Raw genomic sequence first — 24,325 nt, forward strand, 5'->3', positions numbered from 1 at the left:
ACAACTTTAAATCAGTGGCAAATCAGGCAGATGAAAAAAGCCAAATATATCCTCATACTAAACAAACTAAAACTTATCGGCACTATCATAAAAAATTTTAGGCCTCTTAACAAAAAATTAACTTTTGTGCCTTAATTTAAATTCCAAAGGAGGTAGTCAGCCATGGTTAAACATTTTGATGAGATTAAGCATCTTTTGGAAGAGGGAGAAGAGCTTTTGTTCTCAGCATTTGATAGTGGTATATACCATATGCTTACTTACAACAAAGCTTACAATACGCTGTTTTATTTTAAAGCTAGGAAACTTGGTAATGATCAAAAATACTATAGAACTTCCGAAAAGATAATCACACCGCTCAGTCTTAAAGAGAAGCTTTCACATATCTTGTCTCCAAAAGCAATAGAATTTTTAGAAAAAAGCATAATGGACAATCGTCGGTATGCAACTTGAACAAGCGATTTTGCTTTTAGAACCAAGCTTGGATGTTTACTTAGAGCAAGAGGATGATCTTATGGCTTTTGAACAGATGATAAAAGCATCTTTTGATTGTTTTGTTATAGATAAAGATGGCACTTTAATATACGACACTAAAAGCTTAGAACTGCCAGCCAATGTGAAGGTCTATAATTTTGACTGTAACTTTTACAAATCTTACATAGGCAAAACTGAAGATATAAAAGTAATAAACCCTCGCATAAGTAAAATGTGGATATCCTCCACAGATACTAGAGCAGATTTCTCTGAAGTGCTTGAGAGTATAAAAGCTGATAAACTAAGTGGCTTTCTGGAAGTAAAATCAAAGTTTTTGGGAGTAGATAGCTTTTTGTACTTTAAAAATGGGGATACTGTTAGTGTAAAGTTTGGAGATTTGTACCAAGAACCAGCTATTAGCTTTTTGGTGCAAAAGATATCTGACAAAATGGTAAGCATGAATTTCTATAAGCTTCCAGAGGAAATGGTAGAAGTATACGCTTCAACACACAAGCTTTTGTATTTAGAAGAGGATGAGGTTATAAAAAGCCTTGATTTTGGACTGGATTTAAAAAACATGATTGTTCAGGGCATGTTTCCCAGTGGATACTTTCAAATATATATAGAAAACGGCAAAAAGATATTCCAGATATTAAACGATGAAGTAGTGGGTAGCATAGAAATATACGAACCCTTTTATTTGGCCGTTTTTTCTTTAGAGTTTACGAAGATAGCTATAGATGTGTCTGATTTTGTTAAAAGCTATAAACCAGCGAATATAAGGCTAAAGCCCACAAGCGCTGATAAAAATTTCGTGTTTTTCTGTCCCATGTGTTGGAACGCTGTAAATCAAGAAGACAAGGCTTGTCCCCATTGTGGGTATAACATAGAAGATTTTATAAGATTGCCTTATGAAACTAAATTGATAATAGCTCTTAATCATCCTATAGCGGACTATAGAATTACAGCTTTAAACGTGATAAAAGCAAAAAACGTAAAAATGGCCATTCCTTTTGTAAAGGATATGATACTAAAAGAAGACAATCCAATGGTAATACAAGCAGCTATAAATACATTGTTGGTCCTTGATGAAAAAGCGTGTGAATTTTTCAAGAAAGTGTTGAAAGAACACGAGTATAAAACAATTAAAAAATACATGGAAGAAACCTATAGGAGGTATTGTATATGAAGGTAGTATTTTTTGATAAGGAGTTGTCAAAATCATCAACAAAAATTTATGAAAATATAGAGGCTTTGATAGAAGACGATATTTTAAAAGAATACGAATATTTTTTGACAGAAAATAGTAAATGCCTTAAAAGCACAAGATATATAAACGAAAACATAGAAATATTAAGGCTGTTGATGAAAAAAAGAATAGTTATGTTTTACCAACCGATATTCTCAAACAAAGATGGTTTTGTATACGCTTATGAAGCTCTCATGAGGATTAAGTATAATGAAAACTACTTATCACCAAAAGTGGCTTTTGATATAGCAAAAGAGATAGGTATAGAATATATGCTTGATGCTATATGCAGAGAGCAAGCCATATTACAGTATAAGCAAAAGGGTCTTAAGCTTTTCATAAACATAAACCCTAACTCTTCGAACAGTGGATTTTTCAAAAGAGGCTTTACGCTAAACGTAGTGCTTCAAAGCAATTTAAAACCAGAGAACGTAGTGTTAGAAATCACAGAATCTGAAAAATTTGAAGACGTAGAAACGTTAAAAGAAATCATAGAATATTATAAATCCATAGGTTTTAGTATAGCTTTTGACGATTTTGGAACTGGATACAACTCTTTGAACATCTTAAGTCAGATAGAACCAGATTATATAAAGTTTCCTATAGAGCTTGTAAAAGGTATATCACGCTCAAAGGTAAAGTGGCAAATAGTAAGAGGCATAATGGATATGGCTATAAAAAACGGTATAAAAACCATAGCGGAAGGTGTAGAGAACAAAGAAGATTTAGAAACTATCTTAGAGCTTGGTATAGATTACTCTCAAGGGTTTTTGATTGGTTTGCCATCAGAATCTCAAGAATTACCAAAAGACGGTATAAAGCTTTTAAGAAGCGTAATACTTCAGAAAAAATTAAACTCCATAAAAGATAGATACAGCATAAACAAAGAAGACCTTGAATCTATAAAATGTATTAAAGGTAATCCAGATATCAAATATCTTATAGAGCTGTTGAAGAAAAACGATGCTAATTGGCTTTACTTGGAAGATTTTGATATCTTGATAAACGAAAATTGTATAAAAAAAATATTGAACACTCTAAGTGAAAACCTTTTCTACTACAAATCTATCGATTATTTCTTTGAGCACATAGATTGTCATTATCAAAACCCCACAAAAATAGATATACAAGACAACATATTGCACGCTTACAACATAACTATAGAAAATAACTTAGAGGCTATAATTGTAAAAAGCTATCAAAGTATACTGGGTGTTTTGACAAAAGCTAAAATACTGGAAAGGCTTTTTGATACATTTTACAAAATAACACTTTATACAAACCCGCTTACTGGTCTACCGGGTAACGTGATGATAGACAAAGAGATAGAAAACGCCATAGAACAAAAGTTAAACGCATACGTAGTTTACATAGATATATCAAACTTTAAACCCTTCAACGATGCGTACGGCTTTCTGGCCGGAGATATGATGATTAAAAAGCTGGCTCAAACTCTTCAGTCTTTTGCCTTTAACTACGATGCTTTTGTGGGGCATATAGGAGGAGATGACTTTGTGGTTATATTTAAAAACCTAAAAAACAAAGACGAAGTAATAAATAATTTATACAAAGAGGCTTCAGAGGCTATAAAAGAACTTTACAAAGAAGAGGATGTAAAAAACGGATACTTTGTGTCAAAAGACAGAGAGGGCAATGTGAAAAAGTTTCCTATTGCTAAAATCACGTTAGCAGCGGCAAATGTCTTAAATTACAAAAGTTCTCAGGACATAGCTAAAAGGTTGGCAGAGCTAAAAAAAGAATCAAAAAATCTGCTAAAGCCCGTGATAGAAGAATCAAGCGAAACGTTGGTAAGCCAAACGGTTGTTTAAGTGGTGGTATATGTAAAAAAGATGTGACATGTTTTTTTCTAAGGAAAAACGCTCTTTTACAAAGGTTTTTATTGGGCTTTTATCTAAATAAGGATAAACCTTTGAAAGGGTTAATATATTTTGTATAAACTCTTCTTTTGAATTAGCTAAAAATTCTTTGTAGTAGACAATCTCTGGGAAAGATACATCGTTGTAAGCTACCACCGGAAGCCCGCAAGCTTGCGCCTCTATTACAGCGTAACCAAAAGTATCGGATTTGGAAGCACTAACAAATATGTGAGATAATTTGTATATGCTCGTTAGGATTTTTTTATCTTTTATATAATCTAACACTGTAAAGTCAGAATCTAAAATTTTGCTTATGTGCTTTTTGTCTGGCCCTTCTCCTACCAATAAAAGGTGAAATCTTTTGTCAAGGTTTTTAAGTATTTTAAATATATCTAGAAGCTCGAGGAAGTTTTTATCTTTGGAAAACCTACCAACATATAAAAGCACTATTTTATCTTTTAACAAATTTTTTAGTTCTTCGTTGTAAGTCTGATTTTCAAAGATGTTAAAATCTATTCCATGATAAACTACTTCTACGTTGTATAAGCCAAGAAGGTTAAGATAGTCTTTTACGTAGTAAGAGGGCGCTATAATTAAATCCATTTCGCTGTAAGTTTTATAAATATATTTTCTTGTGATCTTAGAAAGCATGTTGTTATCTTTATTTAGTTTAAAAACGTTTAGCAAGCTTTTCTCTAAGTTGGAATGGAAAAAACCAACCGTGCTAAAATTTAGCTTATCCTTTAGTTTTTTAATAAAAGACGGCAACAAAAACAAAGATCCTATTTCAACTATATCTGGTTTTTCAAACTCTATTATATTTGTTATTTTTTGCTGGTTTACGAGAAGCCTATACTGTTTCCATACAAACATATAAGGAGATTTGATTTGATATATCTTGCTGCGGTTTATGTAATTTAACGTATCTTTATTACCCGGGACTATGACTACGTGTTCTATGTCTTTGTCTTTTACATACTCAATCTTGTTGTTTATGTATGTTTTTATACCACCGCTTTTATCCGAATAAAAATGTGTTATGTCTAAAAGCTTCATACTAAGGTTTCTTCAGAAAACTCTACGCTCCTTACCTTTCCAAAAGAAAATAGATTTATCATATCCATAAGAAGGCTTCTCTCATCGAGAGCCAAAGCGTAATCTATGGCTTTTTGTCTTATATCTTTGTAGAGCATGTTGTCATCTAAAAGTTTTTTAATAATATGCAAATACCCTATTGGGTTGTTTTGACTTATTATAAAGCCGTTTTCTCCATGTTTTATGTGCTCCTTTGCACCGCCTTTGTCTGGAACCAAAGGTACGATACCGCTTGCCATCGCTTCTAAAACTACGTTTCCAAAGGTCTCTGTGGTGCTTGGAAACAAGAATATATCTGAGCTGGCATAGGCTTTTGATAAATCCTCCCCCTCTAAAAATCCAGTAAAAATAATCCTATCTTTATAAACTTTTTCAAGCTCGTATTTATAAGGTCCGTCTCCCACTATGGCAAACTTTATGTTTCTCTCTTCTTTTAAAAGCTCAAAAACTTCAACAAATGTGTCCAAATCTTTTTCTTTTGCAACCCTTCCTATATATACGATTACTCTTTCTCCTCTATAAGTGGGGTCAAAGCGTTTCCAAAACTCTTTATCTCTAAAGCTAGGATTAAACTTATCTTTGTTTACACCTCTTTTGAAAATTACCAATTTGTCTTTTTTTATTCCATAGTTTAAGAGTTTTTCATAGTAAGAAAAGCTTGGAACCAGCACCCTATCTGACAAACCGTAGAAAGTTTTCATAAGCACCTCGGCAGCGTATTTGAAATAAGGTTCATTGGTATATCTGTAAGCATATTCTGGAAAGTCTGTATGATATGCCGATACAAACGGAATACCAAGGACTTTGGCTATTATAAGAGCATATATCCCTATAATCCCAGGAGTAGCAGCGTAGATTATGTCGAAGTTTTCAGATTCTATATAATCAAGAAGCTCTAAAAGATTTGGTATGTTTATAGTTATATTTTCATACTCTGGTAAAGCAAAAGAAATCATTGGTTTAAAGTTTTTTATATAAGGGTCCTCTATAAGTCTGTTGTCAGAAATAATAAACTTTACGTTTAGGCTTTCTTCTTTTGATAGATCCAAAAGCTTCTGAGTGGTTCTTGCAACTCCATTTATATCAAAAAATGTATCGCTAAAGTAAGCTACTTTGCCGTCAACATGTTCTTCGTTAAAAAATTCTTTGTAGAATTTCTTTGATATGTTTTTCTCATCGGCCCTTTGCTTGTATACAGATAGATAAGCGATATATGGTGCTAAAAATATAACGCTTCTTCCTATGTAGGCGCTTAGCCTATCGAAGTCAAAGGATCTCATTGATTTTATCTGATTTAGCGTGTAAGGAAGCATGTTTGAGAAAAATTGGAATATATTTTCGTGAGGGTTTTCAGATACTATACCCTTAAAGTTGATGACGTTTTCTATAAAGGTAACCACAGAGCTTTTGCCCAATATAGAATCTAAAAAGGAATACCTAGAAGAGTCTTTTTGTTCAAAAAGCGTATCCAATAGATAACCAAGGTTTCCGAGGTTATATCTTTTTTTCATACCCTCTTTTGCTATATTCATTACCATATGTGTTAGCCTTTTGGGATTGCCATGATAACCCTCCACCTTAGTTTGGCCATTTTCTATAGCTTTTTTTAGGTCTTCTATGCTATCACCTTCTGCTACTGTATATCCATAACCAAGATCAAGACCGCCGTGATCATCAGACCCACCGGTAAAGGATATAAAATCTCTCTTTCTTTTAAAAAAGCCATACTTGTTAGCCAGATCTTCCAAGTCTTTTTTGGTATAAGATTTTGCTATCTTTTTTGTAATTATTGAAGAGGTTTTTGATCTTGTGCCATTTAGTATTTCCCAGTTGTCAAAAAGAAGCAAAAATCTCTCTACGTGTGTTTTGTTAAGCTTTCCATCCATATTGTAAAGCGGATGAGCCAATATATGGGTTATGTTGTTAAATTGAAGATAATCTACAAGCTCGTATATATTTCCTCTTATATGCTGTATGTCGTCGTGATGCTTTTGATTTATATCAATGGCTATAACATGAACTTTACATCTATCCTCTGGAAAGTATGTTGTTATCTCTTCAGATATAAATACGTTTGGTAAGTGCGCTATCTCAAGACATCCCTCGATAGTATCATGGTCTGTGATGGTAAATAGCGTCATTCCTCTATTTAAAAGGGTCTCGTAAAGTTTTTTTGGTTTTGTATAACTCTCGCCTATTTTTAGCTTTTCAGAAATGTAGCCACCTGGCCTGTTTGAAGCTTGAGAGTGAAGATGTAAATCAACTTTTATCATAAAACCTCCCTAAAGCTATTATCTAATTTAATACACGTATGTTAATTTTTTATTAAGTTTTTTGCTTTTACTATATGAGATAAATTAGTCATTTGAAAATGTTCTTTTCTCGCATAGTCCAATACTTTCAAGAGTTTGTAAATTTTAGAGGGCTTTTCAAGATCTACCGGATGAATTGCAATCCTTACAACATTTAATTTTTTTACAATAAAATACATCCTATCAAAAGAAAAGATAGAAAGCTTTTCTACAAATCCCCTACTACCAAATGTCAAAACCGGCGCAAATATCTTTTTGTTGTTTTCTAAGTCGTATATGTATCTTCTATCTGTGGTAAATAAAAATCCCTTTTCCTTTAAAAGCCTAAACACTTCTTTTCTAAAAAGCCAAGCGGGTGCTATAAAGCCATTTGGCGATATACCTAAATTGTTAAGCATCTTAATTCCTTTCTCAAGCCTTTGTGAAAGGTTATCTTCTAGTAAAAACTCAGCTTCTTTGTTGGTGAATATTCTTCTATAGTCATATTTTCCAAAATCCTTTGACATGTGAGTATAACCATGGAGTATAGCTTCGCTATTTTTTGTTAGTTCTAATATCTCGCTTTTGATATCTAAAAGAGTTTCTTTTTCGTGATAAAATGGTATTAGCAAAAGAGATATACGAGTTATACCGTTTTCTTTGAGAAGGTTTTGTAGGGCCAATACGTTTTTTAGATTAGAAGGGCAAACATCGTGGATTGATATGTTTAAAAGTTTAGTTTTTCTAAATAGCAAGAACGTATGTCCTCATAGAGTATTTTTGTTAACTCTTTTCTACTAAAATGAGATATTTGATATAAAGGGTTTAAAAAGAATAGCTCAATTTCCATAGAATTCACATTTAGCAAAAAGCTAAATAGATGGTTTAAAAGTGTCATATCTCCATAATAAAATACGTAGTCTCTATTAGAAATTGCAATAGGTTTGCCGTTTATAGATTTGTACTTTATGCATATTGGTACTATTGGTTTTTGGGCTTTTAGCATAACTTCTACAAAGCTACTTTTGAATGGTAGCACATCATCGCCGTTTGAAGTAGTACCTTCCAAAAACACCACCACATTGAAACCATCCTCTAAAACAGATTTAAATAGCTCTATGTCAGATAGTATGTTGGCTTTATTTTTTCTATCTATAAATATCGCACCACCGTACTTTGCTATATGTCCAAATAAAAATGTTTTCTCCACCTCTTTTGTGGATACAAAAACGGCCTCTGTAAAAGCGCTTAAGACAACTATATCAAAATAGCTTAGATGGTTTGATACAATTATATGATTTTTACCATCATTTATATACATACCGCTTTGAGATACTTTTATGTTGAAAAGCTTTAAAACGAGTTTAGAGAAGTAAGACGCATTTTCTATAAAGCGCTTTTTCTTTTCTGTTTGATTTTTAGAAAATATATCTATATATAAAGATTTTAAAAGAAAGCCTATGGCAAGAGCCAAGAATAGCGATATTTTATAAACAAACTTAATATATTTCATACTAATTATATTAAACTTTTATTTTTAATTTTTGGTTAATAAAAGCCCCAAAACGGGGCTTTTTATGTGTTAGGCGGCGGGCGATGGCTTGGAAATAGGCGCATCTTCTTGAGATATCTCTTCCAAAGATTTTCCTTTTGGTTCTGGTATGGCTATATAAGTAAGGATTAGCCCAGCTAACGAGAATACAAATGTTAAAAGTAAGGTATGGCTTAATCCCAACGACTTTAATAAGATAGGGGAAAAAGTAAGCACCTATGAAAGCCCCTATCTTAGCTACGCCAGCAGATATACCGTGTGCTGTGGTCCTAACGTTTACTGGAAATACCTCAGCCGGGAGTACAAAGGTAGTGGTGTTTGGACCACGTGCTTTGTATTAAGTTTGCATGTATAAAAAATCCCATGGCAGATGCAAACATTGCCTTTATGTGAAAAAGGCTAAACTGTGAGGTGTTTAAAGCTTCTGCTATACTACCTTTTACCACTTTTGCCATACTAAACCTCCTAACGTTTGATACTTTAGCATTTTAAAAGTTTATTGTTAATATTTGATTAAAATCTTGTAAAAAAAATATAAAATAACAATGCAAAAATAATAAAGATATACTATACTTTTCAATTTTTTTATCATATAAAGATGAGATATATTGTTTATAAATAATAAGTTTTTAAAGTACAACTACTTCGCTTAGGGCGTTAGATTTATAGGATTTTAACTTAGATATGGTTTTGGAGAGGCTTGAAGAGTATGAGCCACGGGGGACTTGAACCCCCGACCCACGGATTAAAAGTCCGTTGCTCTACCTGCTGAGCTAGTGGCTCTAAATAATAATATTATATCACATCTTTAAGATTTTGCAAGAACTTTGTATGAGTTGATGCGGTAACAGAAAAAATCTTTGTGAAAATAAACTTTTGAATTCTTTTATAATTGGTTTATAAGCAATTTAATACAAAAATAGGTTTTTATGTGATATAATTAAAATAATTATGTTGAAGGCTATTAAAAGAAGTTCAATGCTGTTGGGAGTTTTTTTAGCTTTTGGGGTAAGTTATGGTATGGGCGAAACAACGCCGATGCAAAGCGTGCCTACTGGTATTACATGCAAGGTTATAGATAATACCGGTAAATCACATATTTTACAAAATTGCAACTGCGACGGTAGGACATATATAGACGTAAAAGATGGCTCTTTAAGCTATTTTGTAGACCTAAACACAGTAAGATCTATAGATGTTGAGGCTTTCAGAGCAAACAACGTTGAGGTAGATTTAAAAACAAATGCAAATCCAAATGGAAAGCTCGTTGAGCTTTCTAAGGATATGATATGCTACGGACTTGGTAGCCTTGGAAATGCAAAGTTTTATATAAAAAACATAAAGAGTATTTATATTTTAAAACCATGATAGGAGAACGATTGATGAAAAAAGTTTCTTTAGCTTTAACTATACCGATAGTTTTTGTGGGCGGATTTTTAGTAGGTGCAAAGGCAGAACAAAACAAAAAACATCAATCTGATGCAGATTATATAAGGCTTTTTATGGATGTTTTTGAAATCACAAAGCAAAATTACGTGGTAAACCCAAGCACTAAGAAAATGATTTACGGTGCTTTAAACGGCATGCTTCAATCCCTTGATCCGTTTTCCGATTTTTTCACCCCCTCGGAATTTAAAGAATTTACTCAAGATACCGAAGGTCAATTTGGCGGTATTGGTATAGAGATAGCAAGAAAAGATGGAAGGCCTATAGTAATAGCTCCTATAGAAGGAACACCTGCTTATAAAGCTGGTATAAGGGCTGGTGACATTATCATCAAAATAAACGGCAAAGATACTTCCAATATGAGTTTATTCAAAGTAATAAAACTTATAAAAGGAAAACCCGGTACTACTGTAACGCTTACTATATTTAGAAAAGGCGTAGACCATCCTCTCACTTTCAAACTAACTAGAGAAATAATAAAAGTTCCTGCTGTAAAAGCTACAATGGTAAACAACCATATAGGTTATATAAAGCTTGTACAATTCCAAGAAAATGCTTACAGCGAGCTTGCAAAAGCCGTAAGAAAGCTTGAATCTAAAGGTGCTAACGAGTTTATATTTGACCTAAGAAACGATCCGGGCGGACTTTTAACGCAGGCTATAAAAGTAGCAAACGTATTTTTACCAAAGGGTAAACTAGTGGTTTATACAAAAGGAAGAGTTGTTGGAGAACATAAATATTATACTCAACAAAATCCTCTTATACCTATGCAAGATAAAGTAGTGGTCCTTGTCAACGGCGGTACCGCAAGCGCTGCTGAGATAGTAACTGGAGCATTAAAAGATTACAAGAGAGCTACGATAATAGGAGAAAAGACGTTTGGTAAAGGCTCTGTTCAAAACCTTATACCTTTGGAAAACGGCGCGGGGCTTAAACTAACTATAGCTTATTGGTATACGCCAGCTGGCATATGTATAAATAAAAAAGGAATAATGCCAGATATACTGATAAAATTCCCAGCTAAAGAGCAAGAAGAGCTTATAAAGACTATAGAGGATATGAGGCTCAAAGGCGATAAGCAAAAAGTAATACTTCTTCCCAACAAAGACCCTCAGTTAAAAGCGGCCATAGACTATTTGGAAGGAAAACCTGTAAAATCCCAAAAAGCAGAGAAAGAAGAAAAAGCCTCCTAATAGATGAGTTCTGAAGAAAAAAAGCTTTGTCTTGGTATAGAGACTTCTTGCGATGATACTGCCTTGGCTCTTTACAGCAGCGAAAAAGGCCTTATAGATAGCATACTCAGTTCTCAGGCGAATATTCACCAAATATACAACGGCATAGTTCCTGAGCTATGCTCTAGAGAGCACACTAAAAACTTGTATGTGCTTTTTTATGAGCTTTTAAAAAGAAACAATTTAAAACCTTCTGATATAGATTTTTTATCGCTTACTGTTGCCCCTGGCCTTATTTTATCCCTTTTGGTTGGAGCTTCCTTCGCCAGTGGTTTATCCTATGCTTTGGACATACCCATAGTACCGGTCCATCATATAGAAGCTCATATATACTCGGTATTTCTAGAGTATCATGTGGAATACCCGTTTTTAGCTCTTGTGGTATCTGGTGGTCATACAGAGGTTTATCTCGTAAAAGATTTTGAAAACTATGAGTTAATAGGCAAAACCCTTGACGATGCTGCTGGAGAAGCTTTTGATAAGGGAGCGGTTTTGCTTGGTCTTCAGTATCCTGGCGGTCCTGCCATAGAAAAATTTTTATCTTCGTATGAAAATCTCGAAACTATAGATTTCCCAACACCTATAAAAGACGATAGAATAGCCTTTTCTTTTAGCGGTTTGAAGACTTTTTTAAGAGAGAGCGTAAACATATATCCCAAAGAAGCATTGGTGTTTTCTTATCAAGAGGCTATAGTAAATCATATAATAAGGATTTTGCAAAGGGCTATAAAAAGAACCGGTGTAAAGCGTCTTGTGGTGGTTGGTGGTGTAGCTGCCAACAAACGCCTTAGAGAAAGATTGCAAACTCTTGATATAGAATGTTATATACCATCTATAAAATATTGCACAGATAACGCAGCAATGGTAAGCTTTGTGGGGACCTTGAGATTTTCAAAAGGAAAGTATTATAAAAAATCAGATTTACATAAATTAAACCCACAACCTTCTCTTAGTTTAGAAGAGTTTATAAAAAGCTTTGGTTAAGTATTTTTGTTTGTTCATGATTGCTCATACAATTTTTATTTTTATGGTATAATATTAGATTATTGCGGGGATGTGGCGAAATGGCAGACGCAGCGGACTTAAAATCCGCAGGGAGCAATCCCGTGAGGGTTCAAGTCCCTCCATCCCCATAAACTTTTCTTCTTTGTTTCTTGGTTTTAAGATATAATAAATAGGATGAGATGGAGCAAATATTTTCTATATACAACAAAAGAAGAACCTTCTGAAACAGAAGCAGCCTCTCACAGGTTTCTTACAAAAGCAGGTTTTATAAAACAAGTGGCTTCTGGTATATATGAGCTTACGCCCATAGCTTTTAGAGTACTGAGGAAAATAGAAAATATAGTAAGAGATGAGATGGACAAAGCTGGGGCTCAAGAGCTCTTGCTTACTATTTTAAATCCCGCAGAGCTTTGGAAAGAGACTGGAAGATGGGATTATTACGGCAACGAACTTTTCAAGCTAAAAGATAGAAACGAAAGAGATTACTGTCTTGGTCCCACCCATGAAGAAGAGATTACAGATTTGGTAAGAAAGACAGTGAGGTCTTATAAGCAACTACCTTTAAACCTATATCAGATATATACGAAATTTAGAGATGAAAAAAGACCTCGTTATGGGCTTATAAGAGGAAGAGAATTTATTATGAAAGATGCCTACTCTTTTGATACCGACGAGGATAGTGCGAGAATCTCGTACGATATTATGGTAAAAGCATACAAAAATATTTTTGAAAGATTACATTTAAACGTATTGATGGTAAAAGCAGATGTTGGTCAAATAGGTGGGAAAAGCTCCCATGAGTTTGTGGCTATTACAAAATATGGCGAAGCGCTGGTGGCTTACTGTGAAAATTGTGGATATGCAGCCAACACCGAGATAGTGGAGTTAAAAAAGCCAGATGTAGAAAAAGAAACACCTTTACCTTTAGAAGAAGTATATACTCCGAATGTAAAAACAATAGAAGAACTTTCTTTATTTCTAAATGTGCCTAAAAGCAAGATAATAAAATCTGTTCTTTATATAAAACAAGGAAAACCTATAATGGTTTTAATAAGAGGGGATAAGAAGATAGATGAAAAGAAGCTAGAAAGGCTTTTTGGTACAGACGAGTTTAGACTAGCAGAAGACGAAGAAGTCTTAAAGCTTTTAAACACAGAAAAAGGTTTTATAGGTCCTTTTGTAGAAGGAAAAGATATAGAAATAATAGTGGATAATTCTTTATACAACGCTTCAAACATGATAGTAGCTTTCAACAAGCCCCACTATCATTATAAAAATGCAAATATTGAGTTTGATAGTTTTGTAGATGTTGCCGAAGTAGAAGAAAAAGACCCGTGTCCAGAATGTGGTGGCCCTTTAAAAATAGCTCAAGGCCTTGAACTAGGGCATACGTTTCTATTGGGCACTAGGTATTCTTTACCTATGAAGGCTTATTTTACAGATAAAGACGGTGTAGAAAAACCTATTGTGATGGGATGTTACGGTATAGGTATCTCAAGGCTCATAGCAGCTATCGTAGAGCAGTATCACGACGAAAAGGGCATAAAATGGCCTTTGTCAGTGGCCCCTTTCCAAGTGCTTATTACTTGTGTAAATACTTCTGATGAGCTTCAATACAGCGTTTCGGAAAATCTTTACAAAAGTCTTATCGCTAATAATATAGAAGTGCTCTTTGACGATAGGGACGTATCGCCTGGAGTTAAATTTAACGATGCAGATTTGATAGGTATACCATATAGGATTGTAGTAGGTAAAAAGGCAAAAGATAATATTGTTGAGGTAGTGGATAGGCATACTTTAAAATCTACCGATATTTCGGTGGATAAGGTGTTAGATTATCTAAAGGATATCTTGAATGTAAATGGCGGGTGATATATACGCTGTAGGACTTAACTATAAAACAGCTACCGTAGAACTTAGAGAAAAATTAAGCTGCAACGCTTCAGAGTTAGATTCTGTTTTACATATATTAAAGACTTCTACCAACATCGAAGAGTTTATGCTTTTGTCTACTTGCAATAGACTTGAACTATATTCTTACGCTTCTAACGAAAGATTTGTTTTGGATGCTTTTAGAAGATACGCTGAAATAAAAAACCAACACTTTGACAACTCTCATCTTTTCTTAAAAGCTGGAAAAGAGGCTGTAGCACATATATTTAAGGTGGCAGCCGGTCTTGATTCTATGGTAATAGGAGAGCCTCAAATAGTAGCACAGTTTAAAGAGGCTTTTTTTAAGGCGAAAACCTTAGGAACTACTGGCAAAGTTATAAATAGGTTATGCCAAAACGCTCTACACGCTTCCAAGAGGGTAAGATACGAAACCGGCATAAGCAAAAGTGCAGTATCCGTTAGCTATGCTGCGGTAGAGCTTGCAAAACGTATTTTTGGTGAGCTTAAAAATCACAAGGTGCTTCTGATAGGTGCTGGAGAGATGGGAGAGCTTGCAGCTATATACCTTCAACGCTCTGGAGCTAGTATATATATATCAAATAGAACTTACGAAAGAGCAGTAAGCCTAGCAGAGAGAATAAAGGCTAATGTAATAAGATTTGATGAAATAGAACAGTTTTTATATGAGTTTGATGTAGTTTTAGTTTCTACCGGCGCTCAAGGATATGTTATCACGAAAGACGTTATATCAAAGGCGATGAAAAAAAGGTACTATAAGCCTATATTTTTAATAGATATATCTGTGCCAAGAAATATAGAACCATCTTGTGCCGATTTGGATAGCGTTTTTTTATACAATATAGACGATTTAAAGGAAGTAGTGGAAAACAACTTATCCAATAGGGTTCAAGAGGCTAAAAAAGGTGAATTTATAATACTAGACGAAGCTGATAAATTTTATAAATGGCTTGAAAATCTTGAATTAGAGCCTATAATTATAAATATGTTAGATTACACTAAAAACGGCTCAAAAGACTGTAAAAAAATAGTGCATAGAGCAATAAAACTAATTAGGGAAAACAAAGAGTATACGCCTTTAGTTTTTGAGCTTTTAGGCATAAAATCTAAGGAAAAGGAGATAGACTATGGATTTGTTGAACGATAAGACGTTTCCGGTATCCATCACAGAGTTGATGGAGTTAGAGTCGGAAAGTTCTATAAAAGCCTATATCATGATAAAAGCAGACCCAAAAGAAATACCTTCTATTATGATAGCACTTTCTACTTTTGACGGTATAAGAACAGCAGACGTGGTAACAGGTCCTTACGACATAATTGTATTTGCAGAGCTTAAAAATCAAGATGAGCTTGGAAGGCTTGTGATTACTAAGATTCATACGTTAGAGGGAGTAAAAGAAGCTATTACCTGCGTAGTGGTTAGAATATAACATTGAATGGAAATACATCCTTTTGATGTAAAAGATATAGATGAAGTAGCAAAGCTTTACCTTAAAAGCTACAAAAATTTAGAGGAATATTCATATACTCACGAAGAGGATGTAAAAGTCTATATAAATTGGCTTTTAAGAAGAGACGTAGCTGGGCTTTTCGTAGTAAAAGACGATGATAAAATCGTAGGTTTTATAGCTATAGATGGTAATTGGTATAGCAAAAAATACAACAAGGTGGTTGGAGCAATACACGAGATATTTGTAGATCCAGAATATTTTGATAAAGGCATAGGATCTATGTTGATGGAAAAGGCTATAGAGTATTTTAAACAAAGAAATCTTGATCTTGTGGAGCTTTGGGTAGGAGACAAAAACGAAAAAGCTATGAAGTTTTACGAGAAATTTGGTTTTAGAAAAGACGGACAATACAACTTTTGGGTAAGGATGGTAAAAGATATTTGATAGTATTTGTAGCCCCACATTTAAAAGCTACGACGTCTGTGGCTTTGTTTCATGCTTTGGCGAAAAAACAAATAGAATGTATTGTAATAACAGAACCATCTGATACATGCGTTAGCCTTGGATATTTTGACAATGCGAATCGTTTTTTAGATTTTAACTACTGTAAAACTCACAACATACCAATTATAAGAAGATATACCGGCGGGGGAACGGTGCTTCTTCATCCAGGCCAAATTTTTTATCAATTTATTTTTTCTAAAAGCAACAAAACAATTCCTTTTAAAATAGAGAATGTTTACAAGTATTTTTCAAACATCGTAATAGAAGTTTACAAATCTTTAGGCATAAACGCTTTTTACAAACCTATAGCAGATATAGTCGTAAATGATAAAAAAATATCGGGTCAAGGGGCTGGGGATATCGAAAATATGCTTGTGTTTGTAGGAAATATGCTTATGGATTTTGATTTTGATACAATGGCAAATATTGTATCTTATGTAAAAGACAAAGACAATTTTAAAATCATTTTAAAAGATAATATCACCACGATTAAACGCGAGAATATCAATGTTACTAAAGAAGATGTTGTAAATGCTTTTATAGATGTACTAAGGGCTAAGTTTTCAAATTTAGAAATACTCTCTTTACCTAAGGATATTCTAGACTTTGCAAGAGACTTAGAAACGGAGCTTACCTCTTACGACGTTATAACAGAAGACACTGGTAAAGAACATAAGATATTTAAAATAAAGGAAAATTACTTTATAGACCCTAACACTCTTGAAAGAGTGATATTATGATATATCATCATATTAGTAATTTAACATTTATTTTATAGTGTTAAGATTTTATATAGAAAAAATTAAATTCATAAGTATATTAGAATAAACACCTTGAAGGAGGTAATAGCATGGAAACTATGGTAGAATTTACATTGACAGATAGAGCTATAAAGGCCATTAAGAAGTTGGCCGCTAAAAAACAGCTTACAAACCCAGTTTTTAGAGTAAGCCTTATAGAGGAAGGATGCGCAGGGTATAAATATTATACCGAATTTGATAACGCTGTAAAAGATAGCGACATAGTAATAGATTACGGTGATTTTAAGCTTGCCATAGACAAATACTCTTATGATTATCTAAAGGGCACGGAGTTAGATTATATAGAAAATCTTATGAAAACTAACAACTTTATTTTCAACAACCCAAACATAAAGCAAAGCTGTAAATGTGGTTCTTCTTTTAATTTTAGATAATCCTTGATTTTCTAACTAAATTTTGCTATAATAAATATTCTCATGGGGTGTAGCTCAACTGGCAGAGCATCGGATTTTGGATCCGAGGGTTCCTGGTTCGAATCCAGGCACCCCAGCTTTATAAACTCTCTTTAGGAGGATGTAGCTCAGCTGGCAGAGCGAGGGATTGTGGATCCCTATGTCGCGGGTTCGACCCCCGTCATCCTCCCTTTAGGTTTTTATGAATAACACTATTGTAGCTCCGGCAACCCCTGTTTTAAAATCGGCTATTTCCATATTGAGGCTATCTGGCTTAAACTGTATAGATATAGCTAATAGGTTTTTACACATTAAAAATCCAAAGCCAAGGTACGCCTATCGTACATCGTTTTATGTAAACGATAAAGAACTTGACGATGTTGTAGCTATATACTACAAGGGCCCTCGCTCTTATACCGGGGAGGATATGCTTGAGATTTTCTTTCACGGAAATCCTATTATTATAGAAAAAGCTATAGAAGCATTGGTAGACTACGGATGTTCTTTTGCGTCGCCTGGAGAGTTTACAAAAAGAGCGTTTTTGAACGGTAAAATGACGTTGGATGAAGCTTCAAGTGTGGAGCTTTTAATAAACGCCAATACCGAAAAAGCCGTAGAAAACGCTCTAAACATGCTAAAAGGTAAATTTTCTTCTTTTATTGAAGAACTAAGAAAAGAGTTTATAAGGATAATTGCAAATATAGAAGCCGATATAGAGTTTGGTTATGAAGATATAGAACCTTTGGATGTAAACGAAATAAAAAAAGAAATTAACAGTCTTATTTATAAGTTAGAAGAGTTTTATAAAAAGCTAAAAGAACAATCTTACTTATACGATGGCATAAAAATAGCTATAGTTGGCAAACCAAACGTTGGCAAATCTTCGTTGTTTAACGCGCTTCTACAAAAAAGAAGAGCCATAGTGTCTGAAATACCTGGGACTACGAGAGATTATATAGAGGATAGGTTGGAAATAAATGGTTTCCCAGTCAAACTTGTCGATACTGCCGGTATTAGGAAAACCGATGATCCAATAGAAAAAGAAGGTATAAATATAGCAATTGAACATATGAAAGAAGCCAATGTTGTGTTGTTTATGGTGGATGGTTCTAAAGAGCTTGAAGAAGAAGATTACTTTATTTATGATATAGTTAAAAGCTTAAATACTTTGGTTGTCTTAAATAAAAGTGATTTGGGCATAAATAGTAAAACTCTTGATTTTTTCAAAAATAATGCTATAATTATCTCTATAAGAAACCAAGAAAATGTTGAACACTTGAAAAATAAAGTTTTATATATGTTGGATTTGGCTGAAGATGGTATTTATGTTTCAAAAAGGAATAAGTTTTTGGTAGCTAAAGCTTTAGGTTCTTTAAAAGAAGCTGTTTTGCAAGATAAAACAGAAGTTATGATGCTTTATATAAGGGAGGCTCTAGATTATCTTGAGGAAATTCTTGGACTTATTACAGATGAAAACGTTTTGGATGAGATATTTTCTACATTTTGCATCGGAAAATGATTTTTCAATAGGCCATAAGCGGGCGCTGGATGGCCATAAACCCGCTATACAAATACCAGCGTTTAATTAGGTGGGATTGATTATGGAACAAGACATTACAACTAAAGAAACCAACAAAGAACTATCGCTAGAGGAACTTAAAAAGATGACGATGTCCGAGTTGCAAAAACTCGGTAAAGAGTTTGATTTAAAAAGGATTACTGGCATACGAAAAGAAGAGCTCATAGAAGATATATTAGAAGCTTACGGTAAAACAAAAGGTCTTAGATTTGTAAGAGGAGTACTAGAAGTTTTGCAAGATGGGTATGGGTTTTTAAGAAGCTCTTCCAACAACTACATGCCAAACCCAGACGATATATACGTATCGCCATCTCAGATAAAAAAACTCTATTTAAGGACTGGTGATACCATAATAGGCTTTTCACGTCCACCAAAGGATAACGAGAAGTATTATGCTCTTATAAAGATAGAGTCAGTAAACGGATTACCTATAGGTTCTTTGGAGCTAAGAAATAGGCCGTCTTTCGATAAGCTGGTACCATATCATCCTACGGAGCGCCTCAATATAGAATATGACCCGTCAGACTACGCTACAAGGGTGCTTAGTTTGGTTAGCCCTATTGGTAAAGGTCAAAGGGGGCTTATTGTAGCACCGCCAAAAGCTGGTAAAACCGTTATTCTTCAGCGTCTGTCAAAAGCTATTCTTACCAACCATCCAGAGGTATACTTAATTATTTTACTAATAGATGAAAGGCCGGAAGAAGTTACCGAAATGAGACGCATAGTAATGTCAAATGCAGATAAGGCTGACCACGAACCAGAGGTTATAGCTTCTACCTTTGACGAACCGCCAGAAAGACATATGCAAGTAGCTGAGCTTGTTATAGAAAAAGCCAAAAGACTTGTGGAGCTTGGAAACGATGTGGTTATATTGCTTGATTCTATGACAAGGTTTGCAAGAGCTTCCAACTCTGTGACACCACCAACGGGTAGAGTACTTTCAGGTGGTATAGAAGCTACAGCTTTGCAAAGGCCTAAGAAATTTTTTGGAGCTGCTAGGAATATAGAAGACGGTGGAAGTCTAACAATAATAGCTACAGCGCTAATAGAAACTGGTTCTCGTATGGATGATGTTATATACGAAGAGTTTAAAGGTACTGGTAATATGGAAGTTCATCTTGATAGAAGGCTCACCGAAAAGCGTATATTCCCAGCTATAAATATAAGCAAATCCGGTACTAGAAAAGAAGAATTGCTTTTGTCAGATTGGGAGTTACAGCGTATATGGGTTCTTAGGAAATTTTTCTCTTCTATGGACGATGTAGAAGCAATGGAGTTTTTACTTGATAAGCTCAAAAAGTTTAAAACGAATCAAGAATTTTTGAAAGCGATGAACGCTTAAAGGATTACAGATGAAGATTAGAGAAGATATTAGGAATGTAGCAATTATTGCTCACGTAGACCATGGTAAAACCACCTTGGTAGATGCACTTCTAAAGCAAAGTGGTACTTTTAGACAAAATGAAGAGGTACAAGAGCGGATTTTAGACAGCAATGCACTTGAGCGAGAAAGAGGTATTACGATTTTAGCAAAAAATACATCTGTGAACTACAAAGGCATAAAAATAAACATAGTGGACACACCGGGACACGCCGATTTTGGTGGAGAGGTGGAGCGCGTCCTAAATATGGTAGACGGTGTTATACTGCTTGTAGATGCTGCAGAAGGACCTTTGCCTCAAACTAGGTTTGTGTTGAGAAAAGCTCTTGAAGCAAAACTAACGCCAATAGTAGTAATAAATAAAATAGATAGACAAGATGCAAGACCGCAAGAAGTTTTAAACGAAATATACGATCTTTTTATAGACCTTGATGCTACAGAAGATCAACTTGATTTTCCAGTTTTATACGCTGTAGCCAAAAAGGGTATAGCTAAACTTTCTTTAGAAGAAGAATCACATTCTTTAGAGCCTTTGTTTGAAGCTATTGTAAATACCATTCCAGCTCCAAAATACGATGAGAACCAAGTTTTACAGCTTTTAGTAGCATCTTTAGATTACGATAATTTCTTAGGAAGGCTGGCCATAGGGCGTATACAAAATGGCTCATTGAGACAAAATCAACAAGTGTCTATAGTTTCACCAGAAGAAGGCGTTGTTAAGACTGGTTTTGTAAAAGCCATATACACTATAGAAGGCCTAAAGAGAACGGAAACAAAAGAGGCTTTTGCTGGTGACATAGTGGCTGTGGCTGGTTTTGACGATATCAACATAGGGCAAACTATTTCAGATGTAGAAAACCCAGTACCTTTGCCTTCAATAAAAGTTGAAGAACCTACTATATTCATGACATTTTCTGTAAACGATTCTCCTTTTGCAGGGAAGTCTGGAAAATACGTCACGTCAAGGCACCTAAGAGATAGGCTTTACAAAGAAACCCTTATGAACGTAGCTATAAAGGTAAAAGATACAGATTCTACAGATTCTTTTTTGGTTATGGGAAGGGGTGAGCTTCAAATGGCTATTTTAGTAGAGACTATGAGAAGGGAAGGCTACGAATTCCAAGTGTCAAAGCCAGATGTTGTGACAATAGAAGAAAACGGTAAAAAATTGGAGCCTATAGAAAAGGTTATTTTAGATATACCCGAAGAACACATAGGGATAGTATCTCAAAAGCTTGGTTCTAGAAAAGGACGTATGGTAAATATGATAAATCACGGTTTTGGTAGAGTAAGGCTGGAATTCATAGTACCTTCTAGAGGCTTAATAGGATATAGGTCAGAGTTTAAAACCGATACAAGGGGTGAAGGTCTTATAAATACTGTTTTAGAAGGCTATGAGCCTTGGCAAGGCGAGATTAAAAGCCGTATAAACGGGGCAATAGTGGCGGACAGAAAAGGTGTGGCTACTCCTTACGCTTTGCTTGGACTCGAAGATAGGGGTATATTTTTTATAGAACCAGGCACAGAAGTTTATGAAGGTATGGTAATAGGAGAGCACAACAAGGATAACGATCTTTATGTAAATATTACTAAAGAGAAAAAGCTTACCAACAACAGGGCTGCAGCTGCTGAAGAGTATGTAAGGCTTACCCCACCAAGAAAGATGAATTTTGAGCAAGCGATGGAGTGGATTACCCAAGATGAGCTTATAGAAGTAACTCCAGATGCAATAAGAATAAGAAAGAAGAAAAAGTGATAAAAATAGCTATTACTGGAAATTTCGGTGTAGGTAAATCTTTTGTATCGTCCTTATTTAAGGACTTAGGGGTTTGTGTTTACGATGCGGATGCCATAATCCATGAGCTTTACAAAAACGATGAAAGATTAAAACACGATGTTGTGAAGCTTTTAGGAGAGGGTATATTAAAAGATGGAAATATAGACAGAAAAAAAGTTGCAGATATCGTTTTTAACGATAAGCAAAAGCTCTTATCTTTAGAAAAGATAGTACACAAAGCCCTTTACGAATATTTAGATAATTTAATAAAAAGCTTGGATTGTGATATATTTGCATTAGAGGCCTCTCTTGTTGTAGAAAACGGTACTTACAAAGATTATGACATTGTGATAGTAGTTTATGCAGATAAAGAAACCTCAATAAAAAGACTTATTGAAAAAGGCTATACAGAGGATCAGATAGAAAAGAGATTATCAAGACAGATGCCAATAGAAGAAAAAATAAAATATGCAGATTTTGTGATAGACAATTCGGATGGCAAAGAGTTTACTATTAAACAGGTAAAAGATATATACAACAAAATTAGGTATGCTAAAATATTAGGTATGAAAAAATGGAAAGAGCATTTAGATAAGCTTAAGAGGTTAGAGGAGTTTTTAAGTAGCAGCTTTGACCAGGTAGAAACAATAGTGGAACTTTGTATGCCTGGGAACGATTGCTGTCCAGATTGTGAAAGACCTTTGGTTTTGGTAAAGTTTTGCTTAGAAGATAACAAGTGTTATGAAAGAAGGATAGAGCTTTTTGATCATTATTTCGATCTCCCAGACCAAGAGCTTTTTGACCAAATTACTCATTACGTAGAAGACTTTATGATGGAAATAGAACAATCAGAATACGGCGGTGGTTAAGCATGATAAAACTTGCTATAGTTGGAGTGGGAAATTGCGCCAGCGCTCTTATACAAGGTATATTTTACTACAAGAAAAATAATTTAAAAGATGTAAGCGGGCTTATGTACGAAGATATAGGGGGATACAAACCTTACGATATACAGGTTGTAGCTGCTTGGGATATAGACAAAAGAAAAGTCGGTAAAGACGTTTCAGAAGCCATTTACGCAAAGCCAAATTGCACTGCGATTTTTGAGCCAAACGTACCAAATCTAGGATGTAAAGTTAGGATGGGCAAAGTTTTAGATGGTTTTGCAGAACACATGTCAAACTACCCAGAAGATCTTACTTTTGTAAAAGCCGATGAAAAAGAAGACGATATGGACACAATAGTAAGCGTGTTGAAGGAAACCAAGGCAGATGTGCTAATAAACTATGTGCCTGTTGGTTCAGAACAAGCCGCTAGATTTTATGCTGAATGCGCTCTTAGAGCTGGTGTTGCTTTTATAAATGCTATGCCTACCTTTATAGTTTCTGATAACGAATGGGCTAAACGCTTTAAAGATGCCGGTATACCGGTGGTAGGGGACGATATAAAATCTCAGCTTGGTGCTACCATATTCCATAGAACAATAGCCCAGCTCTTTAAAGATAGGGGTGTAAAGATAGACAAAACATATCAGCTAAACGTTGGTGGCAACACAGACTTTTTAAATATGTTAGAAAGAAAAAGGCTTGATACTAAAAAAGAATCCAAAACAAAAGCTGTTAGCTCTCTTATAGATTACGATTTAGGATATGGTAATATACATATAGGACCTTCTGACTGGGTACCCTGGCTAAAGGATAGGAAAGTTGCCTATATCAGGATGGAAGGTAGACTTTTTGGTGATGTGCCTATGCATGTAGAAGCAAGGCTTGATGTAGAAGACTCCCCAAATAGTGCTGGCTCCGCCATAGATGCCATAAGATGCGCAAAACTTGCAAAAGACAGAGGTATATCAGGTCCACTTTATTCCATCAGTGCTTATACGATGAAGCATCCGCCTATTCAGTATCCGGACTACAAGGCTAAAGAGCTTGTTAACAAGTTTATAGCTGGAGAAATAGATACCTAATTGACACTAGAGCTTTCAAAAAGGCTTTTAATAGAAAATATAAACCTACCTAAAAATGCTGTTTGGTTCCACACTGCAAGCGTCGGTGAGTTCAACAGCGTTAAATTTATAATAGAGCACGTTAGCTCTAAGTTTCCTGTTTTTATAACTTATTTTTCTCCAAGAGCAAAAAACTTTTTCTCAAATTTGAATTATCCCACGTTTCCATTGCCTTTAGATTTCCCGATAATATGGAATAAATTCATAGCCAACGTAAAACCCTGCTGTCTTATCACTGTAGAAAAAGAGTTTTGGCCGTTTCTAATAACATCAAATATACCAA

23 protein-coding genes, 4 tRNA genes and 1 pseudogene are annotated in these 24,325 nt (G+C 34.6%); 21 read left to right on the forward strand and 7 right to left on the reverse strand.

What is annotated here, in order from left to right; genetic code table 11:
* Positions 1-162 precede the first annotated feature (162 nt).
* From ACP5S8_RS04190 to ACP5S8_RS04200, 3 genes are read left to right on the forward strand one after another with little or no spacing between them, the layout of a single operon-like run.
* Positions 163-450 (forward strand): hypothetical protein, encoded by a 288-nt coding sequence (locus ACP5S8_RS04190; RefSeq protein WP_461875849.1) that lies wholly within the window; start codon positions 163-165, stop codon positions 448-450.
* Positions 440-1,660 (forward strand): hypothetical protein, encoded by a 1,221-nt coding sequence (locus ACP5S8_RS04195; protein ID WP_461875850.1) that lies wholly within the window; start codon positions 440-442, stop codon positions 1,658-1,660. The genes ACP5S8_RS04190 and ACP5S8_RS04195 overlap by 11 nt, the downstream gene beginning before the upstream one ends.
* Complete coding sequence (locus ACP5S8_RS04200) at positions 1,657-3,549, forward strand: EAL domain-containing protein (RefSeq protein WP_461875852.1); 1,893 nt, start codon at positions 1,657-1,659, stop codon at positions 3,547-3,549. Before ACP5S8_RS04195 ends, ACP5S8_RS04200 begins: the two co-directional genes overlap by 4 nt.
* Here the strand turns inward: ACP5S8_RS04200 and ACP5S8_RS04205 are convergent.
* From ACP5S8_RS04205 to ACP5S8_RS04235, 7 genes and pseudogenes are all read right to left on the reverse strand, one after another.
* Positions 3,514-4,653 carry a glycosyltransferase gene (locus ACP5S8_RS04205; protein ID WP_461875854.1) on the reverse strand — a complete coding sequence of 380 codons (1,140 nt, stop codon included), beginning with the start codon at positions 4,651-4,653 and terminating at the stop codon, positions 3,514-3,516. The genes ACP5S8_RS04200 and ACP5S8_RS04205 overlap by 36 nt on opposite strands.
* The gene (locus tag ACP5S8_RS04210; protein WP_461875855.1) at positions 4,650-6,965 is read right to left on the reverse strand and encodes a glycosyltransferase; all 2,316 of its coding nucleotides are present in this window, start codon (positions 6,963-6,965) and stop codon (positions 4,650-4,652) included. The genes ACP5S8_RS04205 and ACP5S8_RS04210 overlap by 4 nt, the downstream gene beginning before the upstream one ends.
* A 41-nt stretch (positions 6,966-7,006) precedes the next feature.
* Entirely contained in the window at positions 7,007-7,738 is a 732-nt protein-coding gene (locus tag ACP5S8_RS04215; protein WP_461875857.1) for a DUF2334 domain-containing protein, read from the reverse strand.
* Complete coding sequence (locus ACP5S8_RS04220; RefSeq protein WP_461875859.1) at positions 7,711-8,496, reverse strand: lysophospholipid acyltransferase family protein; 786 nt, start codon at positions 8,494-8,496, stop codon at positions 7,711-7,713. Before ACP5S8_RS04220 ends, ACP5S8_RS04215 begins: the two co-directional genes overlap by 28 nt.
* Before the next feature lie 10 nt (positions 8,497-8,506).
* A pseudogene (locus ACP5S8_RS04225) lies at positions 8,507-8,800 on the reverse strand (hypothetical protein); the annotation flags it as partial.
* 25 nt (positions 8,801-8,825) lie between these two features.
* On the reverse strand, positions 8,826-8,990 hold the full coding sequence (locus ACP5S8_RS04230) for a hypothetical protein (RefSeq protein ID WP_461875860.1): 165 nt from the start codon (positions 8,988-8,990) through the stop codon (positions 8,826-8,828).
* Positions 8,991-9,245: 255 nt separating this feature from the next.
* Positions 9,246-9,318 (reverse strand) — tRNA-Lys (locus ACP5S8_RS04235).
* Between the two features lie 168 nt (positions 9,319-9,486).
* Between ACP5S8_RS04235 and ACP5S8_RS04240 the strand changes: the two genes are divergently transcribed.
* The 18 genes from ACP5S8_RS04240 to ACP5S8_RS04325 all read left to right on the forward strand — a co-directional run.
* Complete coding sequence (locus tag ACP5S8_RS04240) at positions 9,487-9,903, forward strand: hypothetical protein (RefSeq protein WP_461875862.1); 417 nt, start codon at positions 9,487-9,489, stop codon at positions 9,901-9,903.
* A gap of 14 nt (positions 9,904-9,917) precedes the next feature.
* Complete coding sequence (locus tag ACP5S8_RS04245) at positions 9,918-11,174, forward strand: S41 family peptidase (RefSeq protein ID WP_461870690.1); 1,257 nt, start codon at positions 9,918-9,920, stop codon at positions 11,172-11,174.
* Between the two features lie 3 nt (positions 11,175-11,177).
* Positions 11,178-12,197, forward strand: a complete 1,020-nt coding sequence (tsaD, locus tag ACP5S8_RS04250) for a tRNA (adenosine(37)-N6)-threonylcarbamoyltransferase complex transferase subunit TsaD (protein ID WP_461875863.1) — start codon at positions 11,178-11,180, stop codon at positions 12,195-12,197.
* Positions 12,198-12,263: 66 nt separating this feature from the next.
* Positions 12,264-12,346: transfer RNA gene (locus ACP5S8_RS04255), tRNA-Leu, on the forward strand.
* Positions 12,347-12,392: 46 nt separating this feature from the next.
* Positions 12,393-14,090, forward strand: a complete 1,698-nt coding sequence (locus ACP5S8_RS04260) for a proline--tRNA ligase (protein ID WP_461870688.1) — start codon at positions 12,393-12,395, stop codon at positions 14,088-14,090.
* Positions 14,080-15,276, forward strand: coding sequence for a glutamyl-tRNA reductase (gene hemA / locus ACP5S8_RS04265; RefSeq protein ID WP_461875864.1), 1,197 nt, complete (start codon positions 14,080-14,082; stop codon positions 15,274-15,276). The genes ACP5S8_RS04260 and hemA overlap by 11 nt, the downstream gene beginning before the upstream one ends.
* Positions 15,257-15,559: an Lrp/AsnC ligand binding domain-containing protein gene (locus tag ACP5S8_RS04270; protein WP_461870686.1), complete on the forward strand. Its 303-nt coding sequence runs from the start codon at positions 15,257-15,259 to the stop codon at positions 15,557-15,559. The genes hemA and ACP5S8_RS04270 overlap by 20 nt, the downstream gene beginning before the upstream one ends.
* 6 nt (positions 15,560-15,565) lie before the next feature.
* On the forward strand, positions 15,566-16,024 hold the full coding sequence (locus ACP5S8_RS04275) for a GNAT family N-acetyltransferase (protein ID WP_461870685.1): 459 nt from the start codon (positions 15,566-15,568) through the stop codon (positions 16,022-16,024).
* On the forward strand, positions 15,997-16,824 hold the full coding sequence (locus ACP5S8_RS04280; RefSeq protein ID WP_461875865.1) for a lipoate--protein ligase family protein: 828 nt from the start codon (positions 15,997-15,999) through the stop codon (positions 16,822-16,824). Before ACP5S8_RS04275 ends, ACP5S8_RS04280 begins: the two co-directional genes overlap by 28 nt.
* Before the next feature lie 110 nt (positions 16,825-16,934).
* A complete protein-coding gene (locus ACP5S8_RS04285) occupies positions 16,935-17,279 on the forward strand; it encodes a HesB/IscA family protein (RefSeq protein ID WP_015419295.1) in 345 nt (114 codons plus the stop codon).
* Between the two features lie 43 nt (positions 17,280-17,322).
* A tRNA-Gln gene (locus tag ACP5S8_RS04290) sits at positions 17,323-17,395 on the forward strand.
* A 19-nt stretch (positions 17,396-17,414) separates the two neighbouring features.
* A tRNA-His gene (locus ACP5S8_RS04295) sits at positions 17,415-17,487 on the forward strand.
* Positions 17,488-17,499: 12 nt separating this feature from the next.
* The gene (gene mnmE, locus ACP5S8_RS04300) at positions 17,500-18,816 is read left to right on the forward strand and encodes a tRNA uridine-5-carboxymethylaminomethyl(34) synthesis GTPase MnmE (RefSeq protein ID WP_461875866.1); all 1,317 of its coding nucleotides are present in this window, start codon (positions 17,500-17,502) and stop codon (positions 18,814-18,816) included.
* 82 nt (positions 18,817-18,898) lie between these two features.
* Positions 18,899-20,218 carry a transcription termination factor Rho gene (gene rho / locus ACP5S8_RS04305; protein WP_461870682.1) on the forward strand — a complete coding sequence of 440 codons (1,320 nt, stop codon included), beginning with the start codon at positions 18,899-18,901 and terminating at the stop codon, positions 20,216-20,218.
* A 10-nt stretch (positions 20,219-20,228) separates the two neighbouring features.
* A complete protein-coding gene (gene typA, locus ACP5S8_RS04310; protein WP_461870681.1) occupies positions 20,229-22,013 on the forward strand; it encodes a translational GTPase TypA in 1,785 nt (594 codons plus the stop codon).
* The gene (gene coaE, locus ACP5S8_RS04315) at positions 22,010-22,903 is read left to right on the forward strand and encodes a dephospho-CoA kinase (RefSeq protein ID WP_461875867.1); all 894 of its coding nucleotides are present in this window, start codon (positions 22,010-22,012) and stop codon (positions 22,901-22,903) included. Before typA ends, coaE begins: the two co-directional genes overlap by 4 nt.
* A gap of 2 nt (positions 22,904-22,905) precedes the next feature.
* The gene (locus ACP5S8_RS04320; protein ID WP_461875869.1) at positions 22,906-24,003 is read left to right on the forward strand and encodes an inositol-3-phosphate synthase; all 1,098 of its coding nucleotides are present in this window, start codon (positions 22,906-22,908) and stop codon (positions 24,001-24,003) included.
* The coding region (locus ACP5S8_RS04325; protein ID WP_461875870.1) for a glycosyltransferase N-terminal domain-containing protein at positions 24,004-24,325 on the forward strand (322 nt) is incomplete at its 3' end.

The sequence above is a fragment of the Hydrogenobaculum sp. genome (genome assembly GCF_049967395.1).
Lineage (GTDB): Bacteria > Aquificota > Aquificia > Aquificales > Aquificaceae > Hydrogenobaculum.